This window comes from Clostridium sp. DSM 17811, from assembly GCF_018861905.1.
In the GTDB taxonomy this organism is placed as follows: domain Bacteria; phylum Bacillota; class Clostridia; order Clostridiales; family Clostridiaceae; genus Clostridium_AD; species Clostridium_AD frigoriphilum.
The window spans coordinates 15,429-37,094 of the sequence record NZ_JAHLDU010000014.1 but is presented as its reverse complement, the minus strand read 5'-3'; the positions used below and the strand labels follow the sequence as shown (position 1 = coordinate 37,094).

25 protein-coding genes and 4 pseudogenes are annotated in these 21,666 nt (G+C 29.7%); 15 read left to right on the top strand and 14 right to left on the bottom strand.

Features of this window, described 5'->3' with window-relative positions; translation table 11 throughout:
* Together KPL44_RS25410 and KPL44_RS25405 are read right to left on the bottom strand one after the other, a co-directional pair.
* Window positions 1-414, bottom strand: a complete 414-nt coding sequence (locus KPL44_RS25410) for a BBE domain-containing protein (protein ID WP_331702777.1) — start codon at window positions 412-414, stop codon at window positions 1-3.
* A gap of 139 nt (window positions 415-553) precedes the next feature.
* The gene (locus KPL44_RS25405) at window positions 554-892 is read right to left on the bottom strand and encodes an FAD-binding protein (RefSeq protein WP_253201811.1); all 339 of its coding nucleotides are present in this window, start codon (window positions 890-892) and stop codon (window positions 554-556) included.
* Window positions 893-1,188: 296 nt separating this feature from the next.
* Between KPL44_RS25405 and KPL44_RS16335 the strand changes: the two genes are divergently transcribed.
* The 3 genes from KPL44_RS16335 (at window position 1,189) to KPL44_RS16325 (ending at window position 3,529) form a co-directional block, all read left to right on the top strand.
* Window positions 1,189-2,598: a L,D-transpeptidase family protein gene (locus tag KPL44_RS16335; protein WP_216252439.1), complete on the top strand. Its 1,410-nt coding sequence runs from the start codon at window positions 1,189-1,191 to the stop codon at window positions 2,596-2,598.
* 314 nt (window positions 2,599-2,912) lie between these two features.
* Window positions 2,913-3,083, top strand: coding sequence for a hypothetical protein (locus KPL44_RS16330; protein ID WP_216252438.1), 171 nt, complete (start codon window positions 2,913-2,915; stop codon window positions 3,081-3,083).
* A gap of 128 nt (window positions 3,084-3,211) precedes the next feature.
* A complete protein-coding gene (locus tag KPL44_RS16325) occupies window positions 3,212-3,529 on the top strand; it encodes a UPF0175 family protein (protein ID WP_216252436.1) in 318 nt (105 codons plus the stop codon).
* Between the two features lie 281 nt (window positions 3,530-3,810).
* Here the strand turns inward: KPL44_RS16325 and KPL44_RS25400 are convergent.
* Window positions 3,811-3,939: pseudogene (locus KPL44_RS25400) on the bottom strand (helix-turn-helix transcriptional regulator); the annotation flags it as partial.
* Between the two features lie 218 nt (window positions 3,940-4,157).
* On the opposite strand from KPL44_RS25400, the gene KPL44_RS16320 reads away from it, so the two are divergent.
* The gene (locus KPL44_RS16320) at window positions 4,158-6,269 is read left to right on the top strand and encodes a methyl-accepting chemotaxis protein (RefSeq protein WP_216252434.1); all 2,112 of its coding nucleotides are present in this window, start codon (window positions 4,158-4,160) and stop codon (window positions 6,267-6,269) included.
* Window positions 6,270-6,507: 238 nt separating this feature from the next.
* On the opposite strand, the pseudogene KPL44_RS16315 reads toward KPL44_RS16320, so the two are convergent.
* Window positions 6,508-6,738 (bottom strand): annotated as a pseudogene (locus KPL44_RS16315) (Ger(x)C family spore germination C-terminal domain-containing protein); the annotation flags it as partial.
* 218 nt (window positions 6,739-6,956) lie between these two features.
* Between KPL44_RS16315 and KPL44_RS25845 the strand changes: the two are divergent.
* A complete protein-coding gene (locus tag KPL44_RS25845) occupies window positions 6,957-7,079 on the top strand; it encodes a hypothetical protein (RefSeq protein WP_301182972.1) in 123 nt (40 codons plus the stop codon).
* 173 nt (window positions 7,080-7,252) lie between these two features.
* Complete coding sequence (locus KPL44_RS16310) at window positions 7,253-7,645, top strand: hypothetical protein (RefSeq protein WP_216252430.1); 393 nt, start codon at window positions 7,253-7,255, stop codon at window positions 7,643-7,645.
* Between the two features lie 852 nt (window positions 7,646-8,497).
* On the opposite strand, the gene KPL44_RS16305 is transcribed toward KPL44_RS16310, so the two are convergent.
* Together KPL44_RS16305 and KPL44_RS16300 are read right to left on the bottom strand one after the other, a co-directional pair.
* On the bottom strand, window positions 8,498-8,809 hold the full coding sequence (locus KPL44_RS16305) for an NIPSNAP family protein (RefSeq protein WP_216252428.1): 312 nt from the start codon (window positions 8,807-8,809) through the stop codon (window positions 8,498-8,500).
* A gap of 249 nt (window positions 8,810-9,058) precedes the next feature.
* Window positions 9,059-10,048 carry a lipocalin family protein gene (locus KPL44_RS16300; protein ID WP_216252426.1) on the bottom strand — a complete coding sequence of 330 codons (990 nt, stop codon included), beginning with the start codon at window positions 10,046-10,048 and terminating at the stop codon, window positions 9,059-9,061.
* Window positions 10,049-10,178: 130 nt separating this feature from the next.
* Here KPL44_RS16300 and KPL44_RS16295 point away from each other — a divergent pair, with 130 nt between their 5' ends.
* The 3 genes from KPL44_RS16295 to KPL44_RS16285 all read left to right on the top strand — a co-directional run bounded on the left by KPL44_RS16295 (window position 10,179) and on the right by KPL44_RS16285 (window position 12,995).
* A complete protein-coding gene (locus KPL44_RS16295; RefSeq protein WP_216252423.1) occupies window positions 10,179-10,769 on the top strand; it encodes a TetR-like C-terminal domain-containing protein in 591 nt (196 codons plus the stop codon).
* Between the two features lie 453 nt (window positions 10,770-11,222).
* Entirely contained in the window at window positions 11,223-11,771 is a 549-nt protein-coding gene (locus KPL44_RS16290) for a TetR/AcrR family transcriptional regulator C-terminal domain-containing protein (RefSeq protein WP_216252421.1), read from the top strand.
* A gap of 222 nt (window positions 11,772-11,993) precedes the next feature.
* Window positions 11,994-12,995 carry a lipocalin-like domain-containing protein gene (locus tag KPL44_RS16285; RefSeq protein WP_216252419.1) on the top strand — a complete coding sequence of 334 codons (1,002 nt, stop codon included), beginning with the start codon at window positions 11,994-11,996 and terminating at the stop codon, window positions 12,993-12,995.
* 120 nt (window positions 12,996-13,115) lie between these two features.
* Here KPL44_RS16285 and KPL44_RS26215 read toward each other — a convergent pair whose 3' ends face one another.
* Complete coding sequence (locus KPL44_RS26215) at window positions 13,116-14,414, bottom strand: ATP-binding cassette domain-containing protein (protein WP_407935022.1); 1,299 nt, start codon at window positions 14,412-14,414, stop codon at window positions 13,116-13,118.
* Window positions 14,394-15,046: pseudogene (locus tag KPL44_RS25840) on the bottom strand (cysteine peptidase family C39 domain-containing protein); the annotation flags it as partial. The pseudogene KPL44_RS25840 and the gene KPL44_RS26215, both read right to left, overlap by 21 nt.
* 126 nt (window positions 15,047-15,172) lie before the next feature.
* On the opposite strand from KPL44_RS25840, the gene KPL44_RS25835 reads away from it, so the two are divergent.
* Together KPL44_RS25835 and KPL44_RS16265 are read left to right on the top strand one after the other, a co-directional pair.
* Complete coding sequence (locus tag KPL44_RS25835) at window positions 15,173-15,337, top strand: class IIb bacteriocin, lactobin A/cerein 7B family (protein WP_216203388.1); 165 nt, start codon at window positions 15,173-15,175, stop codon at window positions 15,335-15,337.
* A gap of 21 nt (window positions 15,338-15,358) precedes the next feature.
* A complete protein-coding gene (locus KPL44_RS16265) occupies window positions 15,359-15,523 on the top strand; it encodes a class IIb bacteriocin, lactobin A/cerein 7B family (RefSeq protein ID WP_216252418.1) in 165 nt (54 codons plus the stop codon).
* A 192-nt stretch (window positions 15,524-15,715) separates the two neighbouring features.
* Here KPL44_RS16265 and KPL44_RS16260 read toward each other — a convergent pair whose 3' ends face one another.
* Entirely contained in the window at window positions 15,716-15,904 is a 189-nt protein-coding gene (locus KPL44_RS16260) for a type II toxin-antitoxin system death-on-curing family toxin (RefSeq protein ID WP_216252416.1), read from the bottom strand.
* A gap of 10 nt (window positions 15,905-15,914) precedes the next feature.
* Window positions 15,915-16,157 (bottom strand): type II toxin-antitoxin system Phd/YefM family antitoxin, encoded by a 243-nt coding sequence (locus KPL44_RS16255; protein WP_216252413.1) that lies wholly within the window; start codon window positions 16,155-16,157, stop codon window positions 15,915-15,917.
* A gap of 511 nt (window positions 16,158-16,668) precedes the next feature.
* Between KPL44_RS16255 and KPL44_RS16250 the strand changes: the two genes are divergently transcribed.
* The 4 genes and pseudogenes from KPL44_RS16250 to KPL44_RS16235 all read left to right on the top strand — a co-directional run bounded on the left by KPL44_RS16250 (window position 16,669) and on the right by KPL44_RS16235 (window position 18,502).
* On the top strand, window positions 16,669-17,550 hold the full coding sequence (locus KPL44_RS16250) for a nitroreductase family protein (protein ID WP_216252412.1): 882 nt from the start codon (window positions 16,669-16,671) through the stop codon (window positions 17,548-17,550).
* Between the two features lie 177 nt (window positions 17,551-17,727).
* Window positions 17,728-17,823, top strand: a pseudogene (locus tag KPL44_RS16245) (Ltp family lipoprotein); the annotation flags it as partial.
* 219 nt (window positions 17,824-18,042) lie between these two features.
* Window positions 18,043-18,231, top strand: coding sequence for a transcription initiation factor TFIIIB (locus tag KPL44_RS16240; protein WP_216252409.1), 189 nt, complete (start codon window positions 18,043-18,045; stop codon window positions 18,229-18,231).
* Between the two features lie 112 nt (window positions 18,232-18,343).
* The gene (locus KPL44_RS16235) at window positions 18,344-18,502 is read left to right on the top strand and encodes a hypothetical protein (RefSeq protein ID WP_216252408.1); all 159 of its coding nucleotides are present in this window, start codon (window positions 18,344-18,346) and stop codon (window positions 18,500-18,502) included.
* Window positions 18,503-18,706: 204 nt separating this feature from the next.
* Here the strand turns inward: KPL44_RS16235 and KPL44_RS16230 are convergent, their stop codons facing one another.
* The 4 genes from KPL44_RS16230 to KPL44_RS16215 form a co-directional block, all read right to left on the bottom strand.
* Entirely contained in the window at window positions 18,707-19,267 is a 561-nt protein-coding gene (locus KPL44_RS16230) for a flavin reductase family protein (protein WP_216252407.1), read from the bottom strand.
* A 49-nt stretch (window positions 19,268-19,316) separates the two neighbouring features.
* The gene (locus KPL44_RS16225; protein ID WP_216252406.1) at window positions 19,317-19,889 is read right to left on the bottom strand and encodes a cyclase family protein; all 573 of its coding nucleotides are present in this window, start codon (window positions 19,887-19,889) and stop codon (window positions 19,317-19,319) included.
* Between the two features lie 13 nt (window positions 19,890-19,902).
* Window positions 19,903-20,358, bottom strand: a complete 456-nt coding sequence (locus KPL44_RS16220; RefSeq protein ID WP_216252405.1) for a MarR family transcriptional regulator — start codon at window positions 20,356-20,358, stop codon at window positions 19,903-19,905.
* A 438-nt stretch (window positions 20,359-20,796) separates the two neighbouring features.
* Window positions 20,797-21,120 (bottom strand): site-specific integrase, encoded by a 324-nt coding sequence (locus tag KPL44_RS16215; RefSeq protein ID WP_216252404.1) that lies wholly within the window; start codon window positions 21,118-21,120, stop codon window positions 20,797-20,799.
* Window positions 21,121-21,666 lie beyond the last annotated feature (546 nt).

Here is a 21,666-nt window from a genome sequence, read left to right as displayed (position 1 = left end):
TTATATTATTAAAGGTTTTATTGATTGTCGAAATTTAAATATATTGCAGGGATCGTATATTGTTTTTATCACTCTAAGAAGAGGATAATTTTTACCGTAGTAGGCATTTCCATAGTGTTTAAGCTCTGCATAAGGAAAATTTACATAGGTTCCATTTGTTAGCGGGTTAACATATTGTAAAACCTCTGCGACCCATTCTTTATAGATGTCTGAATCATCATCCTTTTTAAAGTCAGCTGTTATCCCAATAATATATTCAGACTTTCTATAGTAATATGCTGAGCTATTACTAGGTACTTCTTTTATTGCACCACCCAAAGAGTATAGTCTAATAAAGCAATTATCTGCGCCGGGACTATTGTCCACGAACTGAACCAAATTTTTAATATTTCTTTCAGATAACGTCTTATACACAAATCTTCCGGTGGCTTTAAATCTATTTGGAGGTCCATAAAAAGAAGCAATAGCTTTTACTGCGGAAATAAAAGGTACATATTATATTGATGAAGTTTCTAATAAACCAGGAAGCAATAGAAAATCTTTTAGAATTTTTTCAGTTTCCTCCTCCTAATACTAAGCCAGAAATACCAACTGTAGGACATGTACCACCATTGAAACCATAACCCTTATCGGCAAGCTTTGAGTATATGCTCAAAAGCTTTGCACCAGCCTGTATTACTGCAATATCGTGTTTAGTATCTATATTAACTTCACTTATACAAGATATATCAATTACTAATACACCCGTACCTGTTGAATAACCTTCATAATTATGACAATAAACAATGGCTAAAGGGAATTTGTTAATGTCCAGGTTGTATTCAAGTCTTAAAATAGCATATTCTTTATCGCAAGGGGTTATAACTTTACCTGTTAGTCCTTGAAAATTCAAATTATCGCTCCTTTGTCAAAATAGTATTTGACAGTATATAAATATGCTATTAAATAGCATAAGGTAACAGTATTGAAACTTTTATATTTTGAAGTAGCGTAAGTGTATTTGTAGAATAGCAAAACAAATTGTATTTACAATTTGTTCACGTCCACCGGGGGATTTTATGAGCGAAGCGAATTTCCTTATATAGGTTGGAAGTATGTTGCTACAACTAACTATGATATAATTAAAGTAACAATGATACCCTGTTTTGGGGAAATTATTGTGGCAAAATGCATAAGAGAGGTGCAGTTATGGAAACTGAAGTAGAAAAGTCAGCAATAAAACCAATAAGAAAGCGTAAGAAAATTGTTTTGGGTATTATAATTTCTATATTTATTTTGTTTGTTATATACTTTGGGATGGCAATATATTTCATGAATCATTTTTATTTTGGTTCTGTAATAAATAACATTAATGTTTCGGGTAAAAGTGTAGAGGATGTAAATAAACAAATGGCATCTGAGATTCAAACATATCAGCTAAACATAAAAGAACGTGGCGGTAAAAATGAACAGATTAGAGGAGTAGAAATTGGCTTAAAGTATGATGCGAATGCTGATTTTAAAGTGTTTAAAGATAAACAGAATCCTTATAAATGGATCTGGGCAGTTTTTAATACGAAAGATTCTAAAATGATAGCAGAAGTTAAATACGATAAAGATTTATTAAAAGAGAAAGTGGATAAGCTCTCTTGTTTTGATAGTAGTAAGGTAGTTGAACCTAAAAATGCTAGCTATAAATATACAGCGAAGGGTTATGTAATTGTCGATGAAATTATTGGAAACAAGGGAGATAAAGACATCTTATATAATTATGCCATAGATGCAGTGAGCACGGGCAAAACAATAATAGATTTAGAGTCAATTAATTATTATGTTAAGCCAGAATACACTTCGAAATCTCAGAAGGTAGTTGCTACAAGGGACATGCTTAACAAATATGTATCTTCAAAAATTACATATACTTTTGGGGAAGATAAAGAGATTTTAGATGGGACTACAATAAATAAGTGGTTTACAGTTGATGAGAATAATGAAATAACATTTAATGAAAAGTACGTTGAAAGCTATATGGACGTACTTGCTAGTAAATATAATACAGTTGCTAAGACGAGAAATTTTGTTTCATCATCAGGGAAGAAAATTAACATTGGTGGTGGTAGTTATGGCTGGTCAATTAATAAGGTTAAAGAAACTAAAGATTTAATTTCAATGATAAAGCAAGGGAAGTCTATAGAAAGAGAACCAGCATATTATCAAACCGCATTAGCTCGGGGTAATGATGATATTGGGAATACCTATGTAGAAATAGATCTTACAGGGCAACACTTATGGTTTTATAAAAACGGAAAACTAATAACACAAGGGGATGTTGTCACAGGTAATGCTGGATCTGATAAGACTAGAACACCAAGTGGAATTTATAAGATCGATTATAAAGAAACAAATGCAACTCTTGTAGGTGAAAACTACGCTTCTCCTGTGAAGTTTTGGATGCCTTTTAACAAAGGAATAGGAATTCATGATGCAAGTTGGCGAAGTAATTTCGGGGGAAAGTTGTATAAGACAGGTGGATCCCATGGTTGTGTAAATTCACCATATGAGGTAGCAAAAACAATATTTAATAATATAGAGGTAGGCACTCCAGTTGTTTGTTATTAGTTTTAAATGCAGCTAGTAGTATCTTGTTTTATTATCAGAACATTTGCGAAGTACTTTTACTAATATTCTTTATACTTACATTAATATGAGTATATAAATGTTTCAGAATAAAAAGTAGAAAATAAAGACCGAATTTATATTTTATAATAAAACCTAAAAAACAATAAAAGGTGTATCAAAATGATTAGAAAAATCATTTTGATACACCTCCTTTTTATTGACCAATTATATATTGTTTTATAGTATATATATAATATTTTAATACTATATTGAATTTATGTGATATTTTGTAACAAAATAGTGATCGTCTTTATATGTCACTTCTTGTTTTAGAGTCTATCTATGGGAAAGATGAAGAATCAAGAGAAGATGCAAAGAAGAAGTTTGGTTTAGAACATGAAATATTAACGCTTTTAAGTAGAAAACACGGTGTAGAAGATATTGAGTTCGCCAATGAGTATAAAAAGGAAGTAGAAGAAGAATAAAACAGTGACCAGTAGGCCCTGGTGGTACTCATTAATTCTATCAAAGGTCGCATATCATTCTTGATCCAATGAATTAAAACTCCCAGCATTGCTGAGGGTTGTTATTATAAATTAAGGATGTGGAATAAATGGGTGCTGAACGAATAAAAATAAATTTGGATTTACCCAATGATCTAATACCACTTATAGAAGATTTGGGGCTTTCAAAATCTTTGAATGATAATATAACAATATCAATATCAATTGCATTATTTACTAGCAAGTCCGTGTCATTAGCACGCGGGGCTGAAATATCGGGAATAGCTCTTGTAGACTTTATGGATTTGCTTAAAAATAAAAATATACCTTGGAATGAATATACAGAAGATGAATTTAGATTGGATCGAATTGTATTAAAAGATATCAAGGATGAATATATAAATGAAACAAGAGAGCCTTCTTTATAATGGCTTCTCTTGTTTCATTTTTTGTAACGCAAAGCTAGAAAATAGCATAGCCGACCAAGCTTAAGGGAATGTTTATGTTAAGTCCCTGGCATTTCAAGCAAGTCAGGTATTTAGCAAAATAAACTGTCTTCGCTATTGTTTAGGTATACCTTTACACATAGTTTTCTTATGGCATTTAGGACAATACAAATTTCTATAATTTATACCAGCATTTACTCCGAATATATTTTGCTTTAAAGTAATTTCAAAGGTTTCTCCACATGTATCACATAGCCATTTATAGCTGTTGGATAAAATTGACCTGTTTCAATAGAACTGATTGTTTGACGAGATACAGCAATAAGTTCTTATAATTCACTTTGAGACAAGTTTTTTTCAGCGTGAGCAATTTTAAATCGGGTTTTCAACACTAATTCATTTTTTAATTAAATGTTCATAACTATCCTCCGACGCGATTATTACATTTTATATAATAGTCGCAAATAATAGAACAGGGTTAATAGCTTTAGTAATAACCTACAAATGTTATTTTTTTCTAGTTAATTTTAAAATGTTTTGGCCGATATTATAACGAGGGTAAAATAATATGACTGTAAATAGAAGCAAGAAGACATGAGGGGGATTTGTTTTGAAATTATTAGAAAAACTAAAATCAAGTATTGGCTACAAAATAGTAGCTGCGATTACTGTTTGTTGTTTGTTAACTTCATCTATTATAGCAACGGTATGTACTATAGAGAGTAAGAATGTTATACAAAGTGAAGCTGAATCACGACTTACTGATATTTCTTCAAACAAGGCAAACGAAGTAAACAAATTGTTATTAAACACTGAAAATACTGCAAATAATGTAGAAAATATATTATCAACAACATTTGATGAGAATAAAGCAAATACAGACCCAAAATATACGAAGGCTTATCTTGCATCGATAGACCCTACAATAAAAAAGATAGGGGAAAGTCAAAAGAATGGGCTAGGAATTACTTTAATACTAAATCCTGATATTACAAAGGATCTATATCAAATTTGCTACGAAGGGACAAACACAGATAAACAATTTAAAAAAAATAGTAAGTTTATTTTATCAGATTTCAATGAGGCTAAAACTAATATGGGATGGTATTATAACCCAATAAAAACTAAAAATGGTATATGGAGTGACCCACATGTTAATGCTAGCGGAAAATCTGTTAGTAACGACAAGAGAATTTCGTATACTATGCCAATTTATAAAAATAATAAATTAGTAGCAGTTCTTGCTATTGATCTGTTCTTTAGTGATTATGTGAAAATGATAAATAGTGTAAGTGTTTATAATAACGGATATGCGTTTTTGTTGAACAACAAATATGATTTTTTAGTAGATAAAAAATATACTACTAAAGATAATTTAGAAAAAATTCAAAATGGAGATTTAAAATCTGTTGCTACTACTATGAGAAATAATACGAACGGTTATACATATGCTAAAATAAATGGTGAAGAAAATGTTTTTGGTTATAGTAAGTTAATAAATGGTGATATTATGGTTATAGCTGTTAAAAACTCAGATATTTTTAGTAGAATAATCATCTTAGAGAAAATAATTATTTGTCTTGCTTTATTTCTTACAATTATGTTCTCTATAATAGGGTGGTGGATAAGTAAAAAAATATCACAACCCATTATTTTGACCACAAAGCTTGTTAAAAAAACAGCAGATTTTGATTTGTCTGAGGATGACAGTTGTAATCATCTTCTGAAATCAAACGATGAAGTAGGACAGCTTGCAAATGCATTTGTCCTTATGAAGAAAGAATTAGTTGCTCTAATAAAAAGCATATTAGGAAACTCTCAGGATTTAAGTGCTTCAAGTGAAGAACTATCCGCCACAGTTGAAGAGTTGACGGCAAAATTCCAACAGATAAATAATGAGACAAAACAAATAGCTATTAAGGTTAAAGAGACTAGTACCACTTCAAATAAAATAACAGTATCTGCTCAAACAGTGGATTCTAAGATACACGTATTGTCAATCAAATCAATAGAAGGAAATAATAATTCAATAAAAGCAAAAGAAAGAGCAATCGAGGTTCAAAAAAAAGGAAAAGAAGCTACTGAAAGTATAGAGAATGTATTTAGCGAAAAAGAAAAAAGCATTCTGAAAGCTATAGAAGAGGGTAGTGTAGTTGATGATATATTGGTAATGGCAGACACTATTGCAAGCATTTCTACACAAACAAACTTATTAGCGCTAAATGCTGCCATCGAGGCTGCAAGAGCTGGTACACAGGGAAAAGGATTTGCGGTCGTGGCAGACGAAGTTAGAAAACTCGCAGAACAGACTTCAAAGGCTGTTGTAAGCATCCAAAATACAATTGGTGGCGTACAAACTGCATTTAAGAATCTTTCCAAAAATAGCAATGAGGTATTAATATTTATTAAAGAAAATGTTAAACCTCAGCTTGAAGATATGAGTAAAATGGGAATCCAATACTATGATGATGCTAATTTTATTAGTACAATGTCTGGAGAAATAGCTTCTATGTCCGAAGACCTTACTACAACTATCAGTGAAGTGAATGATGGAATGCAAAATATGTCCACACTTGCACAAAGCTCTTCTGAAAGTACGGGAGTTATAAAAGAAAGCATCGACGAGGTGTCCCAAGGTGTAGAACAGATTGCATTTACAGCTCAAAGTCAAGCTGAAATGGCACAAAAGCTTAATGAAATGGTGCTTAAATTCAAATTATAGAAAGATACATGCAATGACTAATTTTCAATATAAGGACAGTAACAGTCGACTTAACATGAACCCAATAGAAAAAAGGCCATAGAAAATCTGTTAGTATTTCTATGGCCTTTTTTCTATCCAATTACATTGTATTAGATATGATAAAAAGCATTCAACATAATAAGATCTTTAAGGTATAGGTAATAGATCCAATGTGAATGGATTGGCTTTTCGGCTATATCCGAGATAAGCTTTCAAACTAAAAACTTCCTCTCCCTTGCTTATCTACTGTAAACTTTACATTAACTTTAATATCAGAATTACATATTACCTTATCCCAATCAGTCCCTTTACATCTTCCATACTTTGCAGCAGCAATTCTTCCTAAATCTAAAATATCAGTTTTGTATTGGCATTTACTTTTATTTATAAAATTATTACTCATTTTTTTAACGTAAATTGTCATATCTACTTCAAACTTTTTCATTACTTCAGGATTATTTTTGTTTCATCCATGTCTGCTTTACCACCATCTTATCCTTTTTGAATATAGCATCAGTGTAAAATATTGATATATCTAGGATTTAATCACTAAATGATAAACTCTTTATCCAATAGGAAAATAAATATTAAAGATCTATATTATTTGTCTATATTGAACCTAATGAGATTGATGATGAAATCAAAGTTAAGGAATCGAAAGAACCTTTGCTTGAAAATCTTACTGGTATAGTTGCAGAGATTGAAAGTGTCATTAGTCGTAAAAAACAAGTGATTTTATACGGACCACCTGGCACATGGAAAGCATATCATGCAGAAAAATTTTTATAAAATATACTACCATTATAAGCATTAATGAAATGAGATTCGTCATTTTATAAAATTCTTCCTTAGTGATGTTTGCACATGTACTAACATAATATATTTGCTTATTCAAAACATAAAGATATTGAGCATAACCAAGGCTATTTGATTTAACTAAACCTGTACCATCGAGTCTTACTTTGCATAATTTACCTGTCAGTATGCTACCTATGATGTCTACAATGATATCTGGTCAACTAGAAGAAGCTAAAGATCAATATGAAAATCTTTTGAAGGCGCAATCTAAACCATATGTTTTGAATGATGAAATAGTAGAAAGAGTTATTAAGGTATTTTCGAAGCAATTAGATTTCATATGTTTATATGAGAATCAAATATCAAAATGGCATAATGAAGAAACCTTAACAGCTAATATTGAATCGGCTCTCCCTAAATCACAAGTGCAGCTCCAAGAGCTTAGTAAAGTTATAACTAATATTTTAGCTCTAGCCGCTAAACTTAAAAATGGAACTATAGAAAAGGTAATGGGAAAAAGTGATCTGGAACTTGGAATGGAATTCTTTAAAAAATAATATCATGGATATACATTTGAGATAATTTTAATACGTTAAAAAGGACACCTGAGCATTACCTTATCAATTACCACTTGTGGTAACCGCCTTAGAACCATACATAATAAAGCTCGCGTTTTCATTAAAATAGCGAATTTAAAATTGATTTATTAGTTAAAAATTTATGCGAAGCTGTTTTATGAGAAAACCGGTAGCTACTGAAGGTAACCTCTAAATTTAAGATAGCTAATACACATGGGAATAGGATCAGTGATAAAAAATAAAATGACCCGCAGAGCTCTTCTTCTTGGATTTATTTTTTATGACTGCTACTTTAATACTCTATAGTTATATTTTTAGTAAATATGATACTACTGGAGCAAAGAAGACTGTTAATCCATAAGTGAATTGTATTTTAGTAGATCCTAGTTTGAACAATATAATGCCCAGGCAGATAACTTTTCTAATCACCTCAATGGTGTAGGTTTATCTTATTGAAATACATTCAATGTAACAGTTCAGTATTGTGTTACATTCACAATTAATACACGCTTAATAGAATGACCCCTCTATTTAATTAATAGTGGGGTTATTTGTTACGAATATATGAAAAAAATTGGCTTGTCTATATATGACAAGCCAATAAACCAATATCAATTAATTACGGAATAGTATTGAAAGTAATCCTTACTTATTTATAACGACTGTCTTTGATATAATATCATGTAAAGATTGGTTCTTTTGAGTAAATCCATGGTAATAATATTATAAATATCCAACCATATACGGCGGTTGGATGTCAGCTCAACTCGTATTTAAGGCACTGTCACAATTATAAATACATTATAATTGTGACAGTAGATTTTTTTGTATTTACTTTACGCATGGAAAATATGCTGCTTCTAACAATATAGTATCTACGCCCTTCATGTTTTTTATGTCAAATCCATCCATATCTGAGCGAAACTCTGGACTTTTCATGTATGCATCATCAATTTCTGAAATATTGACACCTTCTTGATAAGAAACCAGTGCAACAACCTGTGCTTTGTCTTTAACTGAGAAGACTCCATGTACTTTAACTCCAAATCTAGGTAAACTTTCTAGATGTCGTTTCCAATGTATGCTTAAATAAGTTTGTGCTGCTTCTTGATTAGCAAGTGTATAAGTTCTTAATTGGAACATTTTTTTCTCTCCTTCAATAACATCTTTAAATTTTTGATGTTTTATATTATTATTATTATTATTATTATTATTATTATTATTATTATTGATATTATGAAAATTGAAATGTATCTTACTTTTTTATAAGTTTTTGAGTCTTTCTTAGGTTTGTATTGATTATATAAATACTTATATCCTAACAGTTTTATGCGCTTATAAGGCTAATAAGAAGAAATCTAATCCATTAAAAATATAACAACTAATAATACTCTACTTCCATGATCCAACTAATTCCACATAACAATAACCGGTTGTTTCTTTCCCTCTGTAAGTACCCTTGACTGAACTAGCTCCTTCATATTTGTGAAGAGCTTCATGTTGAGATACAATTTCCTGTTCCTTTGGGCAAGGAGTAACTTCAAGACAAGCATCTAAAGTAGGTATTTTCACCATCCAATGAGTCGGATATTTTTGTCCGGATTTTTGGCTTAACCAGTAATCAGATTGACCTATTGATAGCGGCTCAACTGCAGTTACCGTTTGAGAACCATCTGGATGAAGAATTGTAGCCCATGCAGTTTCATTTCCCGTTGAATCCTCAACTGTATCCCAAAGACTTATCTTATCTCCATTATCTAAATTAATATCCATCCAACTCCAGTGACCGCCAATATCGATAGACTGGTTTTGCCACTGACGATCAAACCAGGAAGTTCCATTTATCTCATATGTTTTGTCTTCTATTGTTATAGTTCCTGTAGTAGCCAGTGTTGGAAGTGAATATTGATGAATGTTCATGTTTAACATTGGGAAGTATCCTGTACTGCCATTGTATAACGCATATCCAACCGGATTCAGTGTGACATCTACTTTACCGCAAGGCATTGTAGCCTGTACATGCATTTGATTCAAATCGCCTGACATGAATCCGTTTGGTGCTTTTATACTGAATTCTGTCTCTGAAATCTCAGCAAGAGATAAAGGAAAAACTTTATCTTCTCCATAATAAAAACCTGTAGTTTCATCAGTAATGGAGAACACTGAAGTTAGAATAGACATGTTATCTTGCATATGCAATGTCATGAGATGAAATAAAAAATTTAACTTATGCCCTTCTGCTTCAAAATGCCCTATTACAAACCAGGAATTAGTATCAAAATCTTTTTTTCGAGAAAGATCCTCTAAAGGGTTTACAAAAGGTACTATGCCTTTTCCAATTTTTTTTAAGTTTTCAAGTAAAGGTTTCTTATTTGCTTCCATTATTACATCATCCTTTCATTAATAAAATATAAATATATATTTTTATTTAATAATATTGTACAATACAGTTGTATTATATACAAAAGACACTTCATAGTAATGTGTCGGATAACTAACATAGGAGGCTTTTATGACTAAATCTGATTCTTATCCTAAGAAAGACCTTAGAATAATTAGAACGCATAAGCTATTGTGGAATGCTCTTTTGGAACTATTGAAAGAATGCTCTTTTGATGAAATCAACGTTAAAGATATATGTGAACGAGCAATGGTTCATCGTTCCACATTTTATATGCATTTTGAGAATAAATGTCATTTACTTACATATGGATTACAAAATATTATAGAACTGCTTACATCAGATAAATTTAGTAACGATAACTTCGAAGAGGCTGGAAAGATTACTCTTGATGTTTTTAAACATGTGGCTTCTTATTATACTTTATATTTTGAAATTCTTCTAAAAAAAGATAACCAGAATCTTAGAAATATATTCTGCAATCAAATAGCTCAAGATATAAAGGAGTATTTAAAACAAACAACGGCTAATAATAGTAATGGAACTGTTACACTCACTATTGTTTCTCAATTTTATGCAGGGGCTATACTTTCTGTAATATCTTGGTGGCTTGAAAATAATATGTCGATGCCTATTGAGCAAATCTCTAGGCAATTAACTGAATTGCTTTTAGTGAAAAATGCATGTTTTAAGAGCAATTAATTTAAAGTTCTCAATTTGGGTTCTCTCCAACATAAGTCTGAATCACACCAGTAGATATTCATGAACTATTTCATAAGTCTTGATTTCGCTGGCTTCAAGGCCTTTATTTTCAGCCAAGGTTCGCATTAGCCATAAATAACGTACTTTCCTTTTTTATAGGATTCTCTTAGCTTGATGGCTATGTGGCGGCACCCCATAAAGTTGTTAATAGATTTATCATATGTTATATTATTTTATGTAGAAGTTTTAATCTATCCTTTAGTTATATTGTCTTGCAGTAATATAATATTTTAGGACGAATAGAATGTCTATTTTTGTTGATTTTTTTCTAATTTCGAAATTTGTTATGAAATTACTCATTTATAGATAATGATTTTACTTTGGAATCAATTGGCATAGTATTAGGTTAAGTTAGAAAGTTCATATTATGTAAAATTTTACAGAGGTGAAAATATGCAGAAAGATGTTACAAAAACCATAATAAAGGATAGTTTTTTAAAACTACTAAGTATGGGTAATGATATTGATAAGATAACCGTAAGTAGTATTATAAAGCAAGCTAAAACATCTAGACAGACATTTTATTATCACTTTCAAGACATTTACGACCTCCGGGAATGGATTATCGAAACAGACTTTGAAGAAATAATTGAAAAAAGTATTGAATGTGAAGATTATCAAGATGCACTTGAATGTATCTTCGATTATATTAATCAACAAAAAATGCTTATTGGTAAATCATTACAATCATCCAAAAGAGAATTTATAGAAAAAATTATTTTTAATAATATAAGAAAATATCTAAATAGCTTTAAAAAGGTTCAAGAATTTGGACATACACTAAAAAAGGAAGATTATGATTTTTCAATAGAGTTTTATTGTTGTGCTATTACTGGAATATGTATTAGGCTAATGAGTGATAAAAGCTTACAAATTTCTACAAGGGATTTGATAGATAAAATAGATAAATTAGTTTCAGGAGAAATAATAAACATTAAATAATTTTATAGACTTACAAAGACATCGAAGTGTAAAAGAATATTACATTTCGATGTTTTTGTAAGTTTATTTATGTATATTACCCAATTATAATAACATTATTAAGAAATAAGGCATACATTCAAGCTATCAATATTAATATATTATAACTTTAATGTGAGGCTGCAATCTTGGTGAAAATTTCAATAATTACTTAAAAATATGATTAAGAAGAGGTGTATTTAAATGAGAAAGAATTTTATGACAAACAAAGGAATACCACTATATGTGGATTATAAGAAGGATTTACCTGCAAAGCTTAAGAGTAGCATAGATTCATGGTATGTTATTAGTAATTTTGAATGTGAAGGACAACAATTAGGTTTTATGTGGCATCAACAAAGTTTTAATGCAGGTCCAGCAGGTAAAATGGTTACAGCAGAATTTTTATTAATGAATGGTACTGAAAACATTTGGATTAACAATGATATAACTGAACCAGAGTCTGAAAAAAATGGAACAGATGCTGAAAAAATGCATGTATATTCATCTTTAGGTGTGCTTTCTGGAGATCACAACAAAATGGCATTAAAACTTGAAGTGGCAGATGGAAATTTAGATGTTATCTTAACTCCTAAAAAAGAAGTGCTTTACAATGGAACAACAGGTTTATTAAATTTTATGGGTACTGATTCACTTCAATTTTCTTTCCCTAACATGAGTATAGAAGGAACATTTACTATTAAAGGTAAGGAACATAAAATAAAGAATGCAACTGCATGGTTTGATAGACAATGGTCACATAAATTAGATGCAGAATCTTTTGCACCTGATGCGTCCGGAGTAGTTCCACCTTCTTGGCTATGGCTTGGTATGACTCTTAATGATGATAATAGTGGAGCAATTTCTCTTTGGGATAACTATTCAAATGATGGAAGATATGCTTTTGCTACTATTATAAATAAAAATGGTACACAATTAAATGTAATCCCAGATGTTACTTATGATGAAATTTGGACAAGTAGCAAAACAGGAAGACATTATCCTAAAGTAGTTAGTATTTCTATTCCAACAGAAGATCTTAATTTAAAATTAGTAGCAATGATTGACGAACCAGAATTTATTCATGAGGATGTACAGATTGTCGGCTGTCAAAGTTTATGTAGTGTAACTGGTGTATATAAAGGTGAGCCTATTAATAGACATGTAGTTTTAGAAATGATTGGAGACATTTGTGGTGAAGAATAATAATATAATTTGTTTACAATAGTAAATGAAGAATTTGCATTTACTATTTCTTTAATTTGATGGAGGGTGTAAATTATTTTGCTTAAAGAAAGAGAATACACAAAATAATTTACACCCTCATTAATCTTTAAGATTTAATTTTTCTAATAAATAATATAACATATTTTCTCTTCGCGTAATTATTCTTGCTTCACATGTCATGCCTGGTTTTATTACTGCTTCTTCATTTTTATGACTATATAGAATGTTATTTTTTAATATTCCTTCTCCTTTATAAAAAACAACACCTTTTTCACTATCCGTTTGAGAAGTAACACTTATGCTTTCCATACTACCTTTTAAAAATCCATATTCATTATATGGTAATGAAGTAAAACTATATTTAATCTCCTGTCCATCTTTTATATTTGCAATATCTTTATCAGGTATAATTAATTCAACTTTGTAAGCATTTGAATTTAACTTTTCCTCTATTTGAGCTAGTAATGTTATTTTGTTTTTTTCTTTTGATAAATTTACTCCTTCATCAAATTTAATTACATTACTATTAGTAGTTTTTAGTTGTCCCCTTAATTCATTGATTGACTTCCTAGCCTCCAATTTAATATCACTCTCTAATTTAATTAACCCATTCTTATTATCTTGTATTTCAGCATCAATTTCGGATATTGCATCATCAGACCCTATTTTATTTTGTAATACTTTTTTGCTTATTACTAATTGTTGTATTTTATCATCTATAGATTTTCTTGAAATTTGATAATTATTAAACTGCTCATTATAAATACTGTCTTTTGCATTATAATTTTTATTATCTTCGATTGATCTAATTAATTTTTCTAAATGATTTATTTGATTAACTGAATCATTTTTAGAGTTTATTAAATTAGTTTTATCTTCAACTGACACCGTATTACCAAGAATATAACTTTCATATTTATAATAATACTCTTTTTCTTCTTTACTACCTTTGAAATAGTTAGTATCATCAGCAATGCTTTTCTTTAGTTTACCTAAATTATTAATATCATTTGTTTCTACCTCCGTAGCTGCTACCATTTCTTCTGCATAACTATCAGGAAGTTGTTCTCTCCATAACTCAGAGTACTTCCCCTTTTGTTTTATAAGTTCGGTATGAGAACTGCTTTCTATAATTTCGCCTTTTTCAATAGCTCTTTCAGTTATTGAATCCAAATTGCTTGTTGCTTCATCCATAATAAGGATTTCAGGCTTTCTAAGTATGGCCCTTGCTATTGATAGTCTTTGCTTTTGTCCTCCTGAAAAATTAGAACCACTTTCACCAACTAAAGCTATCTTTTCTCCAGATTTAACTTTTAGATTTATATTTTTTAATATAAGACTTCTTGTCCCATATTTAAAATCCAAATCTTTAAATTCTATATCACCTATTATAACCATAAAAACATCTATCATCATAGTAAGAGTTAACCCTGAAATAGCATCTCTTATTTTAGACGCATCATTAAATCTTGATATGATTTCTCCAACTTCTCTAGTTCCAAAAAAGTTCATTGGTAAATTAATTACATGGTCATAATATCCAAGCATTAATGGAATATTTAAACGTTGACCTAAATGCATTTGTAATAACCTTAAATGTAATTAAAATAATAAATCCAATTGAAAACATATGTAATGATTGAGTTAGATTATTTGGTACTATATCATCTAATAACAACTTGAAAATACTCCCTTAAGTTCATTTCATTTTCGCTTATTTTATGTATAACCACATAGTGTAATAAAGCTTTATCTATAACTACATGCGCAATAGTTGGTAGCGGGATACCACTAAATATATATTCTGGTTTATTAGTTTTAACCCCTTTAGCAGAAAAGCCTAATTGCTCTGCCGCTTTAATTATTCCTAAAGCGCTTGTCCCCTTTTTATCTGTATCAGATGCCTCTCTTATTTTAGACATTGGATATTTTAAACCATTTGTCTTACATATTGTTGCTAGACAAGCACAACCACAATCTTTATAGTCATGTTGCTTAATACAATAATACTTTTTAAATATATTTTTCATTATGCACCTCACAATCTAATTATGATTAATTCATCATAATTAAAGCAAATTATGATAAATTATGCTATGATTACATTGTAAAATTAATCGTATATTGTATAATTTTATCTAAAAAGAGGTGATATTGTGGAATTAAACCGTAATTTTGAAACTTTAGAAACAAATGAACTTGAAAATATTGATGGTGGTAGCTTTTTATTAGCATGTGGTATTATAACCGCTGGTGTTGGAGTGTTTAAGCTAGGTGTTGAAGTTGGCAAAGAATTAAGAAGTGCTTATGACAAACGTTAATTTGGGAGTGAATTTATACTTATGAATAATTTAATTGAACTTAATGAAAGTGATTTATCGGAAATTAATGGTGGAATATGGTCTTGGCTTGTTGCTGTAGGCGCTGCCAAAGCAACTCCTTATGTAGTTGCGGGTACAATATTTGTCGGAGGTGTTGTTGTTGGATTTATTAATGGTAAAAAATAAATTTTTTTTTCATATTATATCTTTCATTAATGACAACCCCTTTATTAAAGCTTGTTTGATTATAGGTGTAGGTGCTTTAATATTTTTATTAGGAGTAAAAGTTGGACATGCACTGAATAATTTAATGTTATGATATTATTTGATTAATGAGACCTACAAAATGCAAAATTAAAAGTCGAAGTAATACATTAGCTAAAAAGGATGAAGAGGGTACATAGTATATATAATGGTACCTTCTTTTTTAGTTGTTTTATGCTTTTTTATCCACTCGTATATATTCTTCTGTTTGATTTCTCCTTTGGCTATACCTAATCCTAAATCTATTAATTCATTTTGTGTAAATGATAATATAATTTCATTATATTCTAATAAAATTAACATTACATATATTTCATTTAGCTAATTCTTTAAAGGCATCTAAATTTTCAAATAATATTCTATCGGCAATTGTCTCTAGTTTTTCTTCCTCTGATATTGACCCTTTGCTAAATTTATCAAAATCTAAAAGAATATATTTAGGTTTATTGTTTTTCATTATAACTACAGATTTGTCCTCATCTACTAACTTTGCTATTTTAGAAAAATTCTGATTAGCTTCTGATATCGAAACCATCTTTTGACTGTTTACTAACATATATATTCCTCGTATAATTTTAATTGTCATACATTATTATATTACTTTTAGGATAAATTCAACCTAAATTTAAAAATATTTAATTTATGGAGTTTCTGAAATTCCAACTTATCAATTAGATTCACATCGGCTTCTAACAGTTTAGAATTAAAAGACAATAGTTCATCTAATGAAATGGTACCTTTTCTGAAAGTTCAGTATGCTCAGTACTGTAACCTACAGTTCCAATATATAAATCAAATTAAAAATGTATATACAAAAGAATAATATGTGTATACTATAAAATTATAGCATAATATATCGATACGATATATATCAACGAGATATTAAGAAAATAGAATTATATTAGGAGACAATTTAAATGACTGAATTTACAATACTTGGTTTTCTTATGACCAATAACATGACTGGTTATGATATAAAGCAGAAAATGAGCATAAGCACTTCAAATTTTATGATATAAAATAATGATATGAAAACACCAAAATTATAAAATAGAGGGGTTTTAAATATGGAAATTGAGATTAATGCTTCAAAATGTATTAAATGTGGTAGTTGCAAAAATGTATGTCCAGAGAATATTTTTAGACAAACTAAAAAAGATCAGGTTCCACAAATCAATAATTCTAGTTTATGTTTTGCATGTGGACAATGTATAAGTGTATGTCCTCAAAATGCAATAAAAAATGAAAACTTAAATTATAAAGAAGAAAATGATAGGGTTAACCCAAAAGAACCAATTATTGAAAGAGATAAATTAATAGAATTTTACAAGAATCGTCACTCAATTAGACAATTTACTAACAAAGAAATAAGTGATGAAGATATGAATTTGATTATTGAAGCTGGTTCAAATGCTCCAAGTGCTCATAACCAGCATAATATTAAGGCGGTTGTCACGAATGATTCTAAATTAATAGCTGAGTTATCTAATATAACATCAGTTTATTTAAAAAAGACAATTAAGCAATTGCAACATCCCTTTATGCTACGACTATTAAAGTGGATGGCACCAAATAAAATCAAAGATGCAGGAAAACTATTAAGAAGCTTTCAAGGAATAGTGGATGCCAATGAAATTAACGAGGATCGTGTATTTTTCAATTCAAAGAATTTATTAATCCTTTATGGCCCTAAAAATGTTGCTTATACAGAACTAGATGGAATTCTGGCCCTAGGAAATTGCATGGATATGGCAAGAGGAATTGAAATTGGCAGTTTTATACCAGGATATTTCATAAAGGCTTCAGAAAATAATTTGGATATTTATAGATATTTAGAAATTCCAAAAGATAATATAATTGTTGGTGCGCTGGCTCTAGGCTATTCAAAAAATAAATATGTTAGAAATATAGATAGATCATTAATGAAATTAAATAAAGTTACATTATAATATTAAAATAGCAAAAAGGCATACAATATTCTCGATATGAACATGCTAAAAAATCTCATTCGGCTTCAGCAATGGTTTATGGTTTTTATTTAAGGAGTTTCCGTGAGATCTCTCAAAAATTTAAGGGGATATATTAACATGAGTACATTAGTTAATTGTAAAGCGTGTAATAAGGAAATGTCTCCAAGTGCAGTTTATGATCAATTGATATCTTCAGCAGGTGATAAATTTACACCATCAGAGGCTCAATACGCTAAAGATAACTTAAAATAATTAAACTAAATATTATATAAGGCTATCATAAACTTTATTATATAACTAGATTCCATGACCTCGCTATAAAATAAACGAACTTTAAGTTGATATAACACGAACTTTTAACGTTTTTTCATTATTATTCTGACTCTTGGATAAGGCAATAGGATATAATTGAATAAATGTATTATGTAATACTCGTAAACCATTGTTTAAGAAAAATAGGAGGAGAATTTCATGGAAAATAATAACATTTGTCCTATTTGTGGATGTAAAGAAATTGGCAAGGGAAAGCAATATGCACAAGGAAAAATGTACCCGATAGATAAAACCTTTTCTCTGGGTTCAGAAATAATTGCAGAGATTTGTACAGAATGTGGTTACATTTTATCTACGAGAGTAACAAATCCAGAAAAATTTAAGTAGTTCGCAACTTTCTTATATGTCGACACAAGTAAACTCATATCATTAGATATGGGTTTACTTTATTAAGCAAATGTTGATATTCTTAATGTAACACAATACCCCATGGCAAATAATGTTGATAGGTTTGGAAATTACCATTCTTGGAGTTGCAGTCATAGCAATGGGTGGAGGAGGTTTCGATGCTATTAGTGACGTCTTTTATTTTGATATTGCAGGATTTGTTATTATGCTAATTGGGTTCACAGCAAGTATATATGGATTTAAGAAATAATTCTTATTACTTATATTTGTATTTTTTTCACAATGACCTCCATGATAGAATAAAAATCCCTACAAGTAAAATTTTATTCCTTGTAGGGATTATTAACACTAAGGCATACTCAATTTTTTAGACTGCTCATCTGATAATCTACTCTGCAACCAGTTCTGAACACTTCATTGCCTCTCTTTTTTGAATTTACACAGCTTTGGTCTATTATTTTAGTGCCAATCCATCACGGTACGCATTGCCGACCTTTTCTCCGACTTTCAGGTAATCCTTACTCATCCAATCGTAAATAATCGGGTCAAACTTCGTAAGTGATACCTTCCCGTTTTCTCCCAGAATACGCTCATCTATGCTGACATTAACGATTTCTCCCACCATTCTCCAGGTCTCTTCGTCGTAACTTTTAATTCTGCACTCCAGAGCCATTGGCAGTTCCTCAATCAAAGGTGCATCTACAAACTCAGACTTCACCGCATGAAAGCCAGCTTTTTCGAATTTGTCAGACACCTTATTACCAGATTCAATTCCTACATAGTCACAGGCTGCAACATTAGCCGCATCTGCCATACTAACAGTGAACGCCCCACGGTCAAGGATATTCTTCACAGTCTTACGTTGTGAACTGAGGCATATTGATATCTCAGTTTCATTGCTGATACCTCCCCATACGGCAAGCATCGCATTTGGTGTACCGTCTTCGCCATAGGTTGAAATGATAAAAACCGGCTGCGGTAATGTGTACGGTTTTGCTCCAAAATTCTTTCTCATCGTTTCACTCTCCTCTACTACATTTTACTTAAATATTTCATTATAATATTTATTCCATCTCAGCTACTACCCTACAAGGTAATCCTGTCATATCTGCAAAGTTAATTGGATATGTATTAGCCGTGAATTTAATTGATTTTTTTTGATTTAAAACTTTACCTAAATTACATAAATTTTCAATAACAAATACATCTCTATCTGCACAATATTGATCTTTAGTTGTATGGTCTTTACCACGTCTTACTCCCGCAAAATCTATACCAATAATTGAAATTTTACGATTAACCAACTGAGTAATTAATTCATCCGATAACTGTGGATGTGATGTGAAATAAGTTTTTGTACCATATCCTTCTTTTTCTATATATCCTGTGTAAAAAGCAACAAACATATTTTCATTCACTAAATTGATATCTATATCTGATACATCAATGTCTTTATCTAATATCTGACTTACATCAAATACTATAGCGTCCCTCTTTGTATATTCTAGTTGAAACTCTTTGTCCATTACATCAAAATGAGTTCCCAAATGACCGAATGAAGCCATTTTTGCCTCATCATTATTTAAAACATTTTTATTGGATTCTTTGGTAATCTTTACGCTTAAATCTATTAACAAAATTTATCACTCCTTATTTTAATTTCTCTATTTGAATTTCTAAGTATTTGATATATTTACTTAGGGACTTGCTTACAATGTGGGAATCAATATCATCAAGTTCTTCAAAAAACTTTTTATCTCTTTCTCTCCCAGAAAAATGTATTTTTAAATGTTCATCAAATAATTCTTGACCTTTTGGGGTCAATTTGTAATAAATCTCTTTTTTATTACATTCTAATTGGTAACTTTCAATATCTCTATTATTTAATAATTTTTTTACTATTCTACTAATAGCACTTTTATCCATTTTTAACTTTAATGATATTTTTGTAACATTTGGCTGTTCTAATTTACCTATTAGGTGAATGCAGTGGATTTCCGAATGTCCATAGTTATATAAAATTTCTCTTGAGTTTAATTTATCTAATACATCGTGTTTTTCAAAAAGTTCTGTAAATTGATCAAGTAATAATTCTGAATACAACATATGTTTTTTGTTCACTTCCTTTCAACAAATACAAGTAAAATGTTTTTGTTGACTATGCAACAATATAAGTATAACGCATTATTGTTGCATAGTCAACAATAATTGTTTTTTTTACTTAATCCAAATACACTGATATTAATATTTCTATAATAGAAATGAGGAGCATTTTTTCTTATACTCCTCATTTTTCTCATCCCAATATATTTTTTTGATAAAGTTTTTATTTATATTTGAGATTTTTATATTTATTGCAACTTTTTTCACTTTCGTATTTTTGTTCAGAAAGACTTGAATGGTGCAACAGTATTGATGTAAATCCATTTCTATATTGACCAATTAGATGTAGTTGATTTTGCTGAGTTGTTTTACATCATTCATAAGTCGTATAACGAACTATTGAACGATGCCGCGTTAACTCTACTATGGAGATTCAATCATTCACCTCTTTCTGAAATTTGCTTTAACATTAAGGTTATTAATTATAATTTCCACAATTTTATTACTGTTCCAATTCCTATCTAACGTTTTAGTATAAAAAAACTTAAGGCTTGAGTTAATATAATTAACCGTACATTCACTTAATTTTTTTTTCGTGATACAATAGTGTAAATAATCGCGTATTTCTTTTTCACCTAAAAACTTTGGTGATTTATTATAAAATTTAGCAAAGTTACTAACATGATTGGTATAGGCTTTTATGCTTCCAGGGCTATAACCCCTTAGTTCCATATCCATTTTCAATCTTTCTCTTAATTTTGACATAAATAATAACACTCCCTTATTTTTTATTTCGACAATAAAAGTTTATAGGAAGTGTCCATTATAAGAAAGAAGTATCTTAGTAACTAGGATATTTCTTTCTATTTTATTTAAGTGAAAATTAAACTAACCTAATTAGCACTTGTCTGCCACCGCTATTAGCGGCTTAGTTCAATTATTTTTTCACGACATTGTGTGTTTTCCATACATCATTATTATATTGCACTATTAACAAAACATATTTTAACTTTATATAAAATTTACGGTAAAAATAATATAATCAAGTAGAAATCATTTATACTGATCGAAGATATTACTAAATAAAAAATACTTTTTCTACCTGAAATGAATTTATAATATAGTTCATACTTCCGATGTTACCCTCATTTACATGGGAAGGCTACATTCATTTTAATATAAATTAAAGGAATGCAGTCTTTTTAGCTTTTTTGATATATTTTGTTGCATAAAATAGATATTAATCCCTTTAATAAGTTAAATAGGATATAATATGTATAAATATAAGTGTTTGTTAAAAACGATGATTAA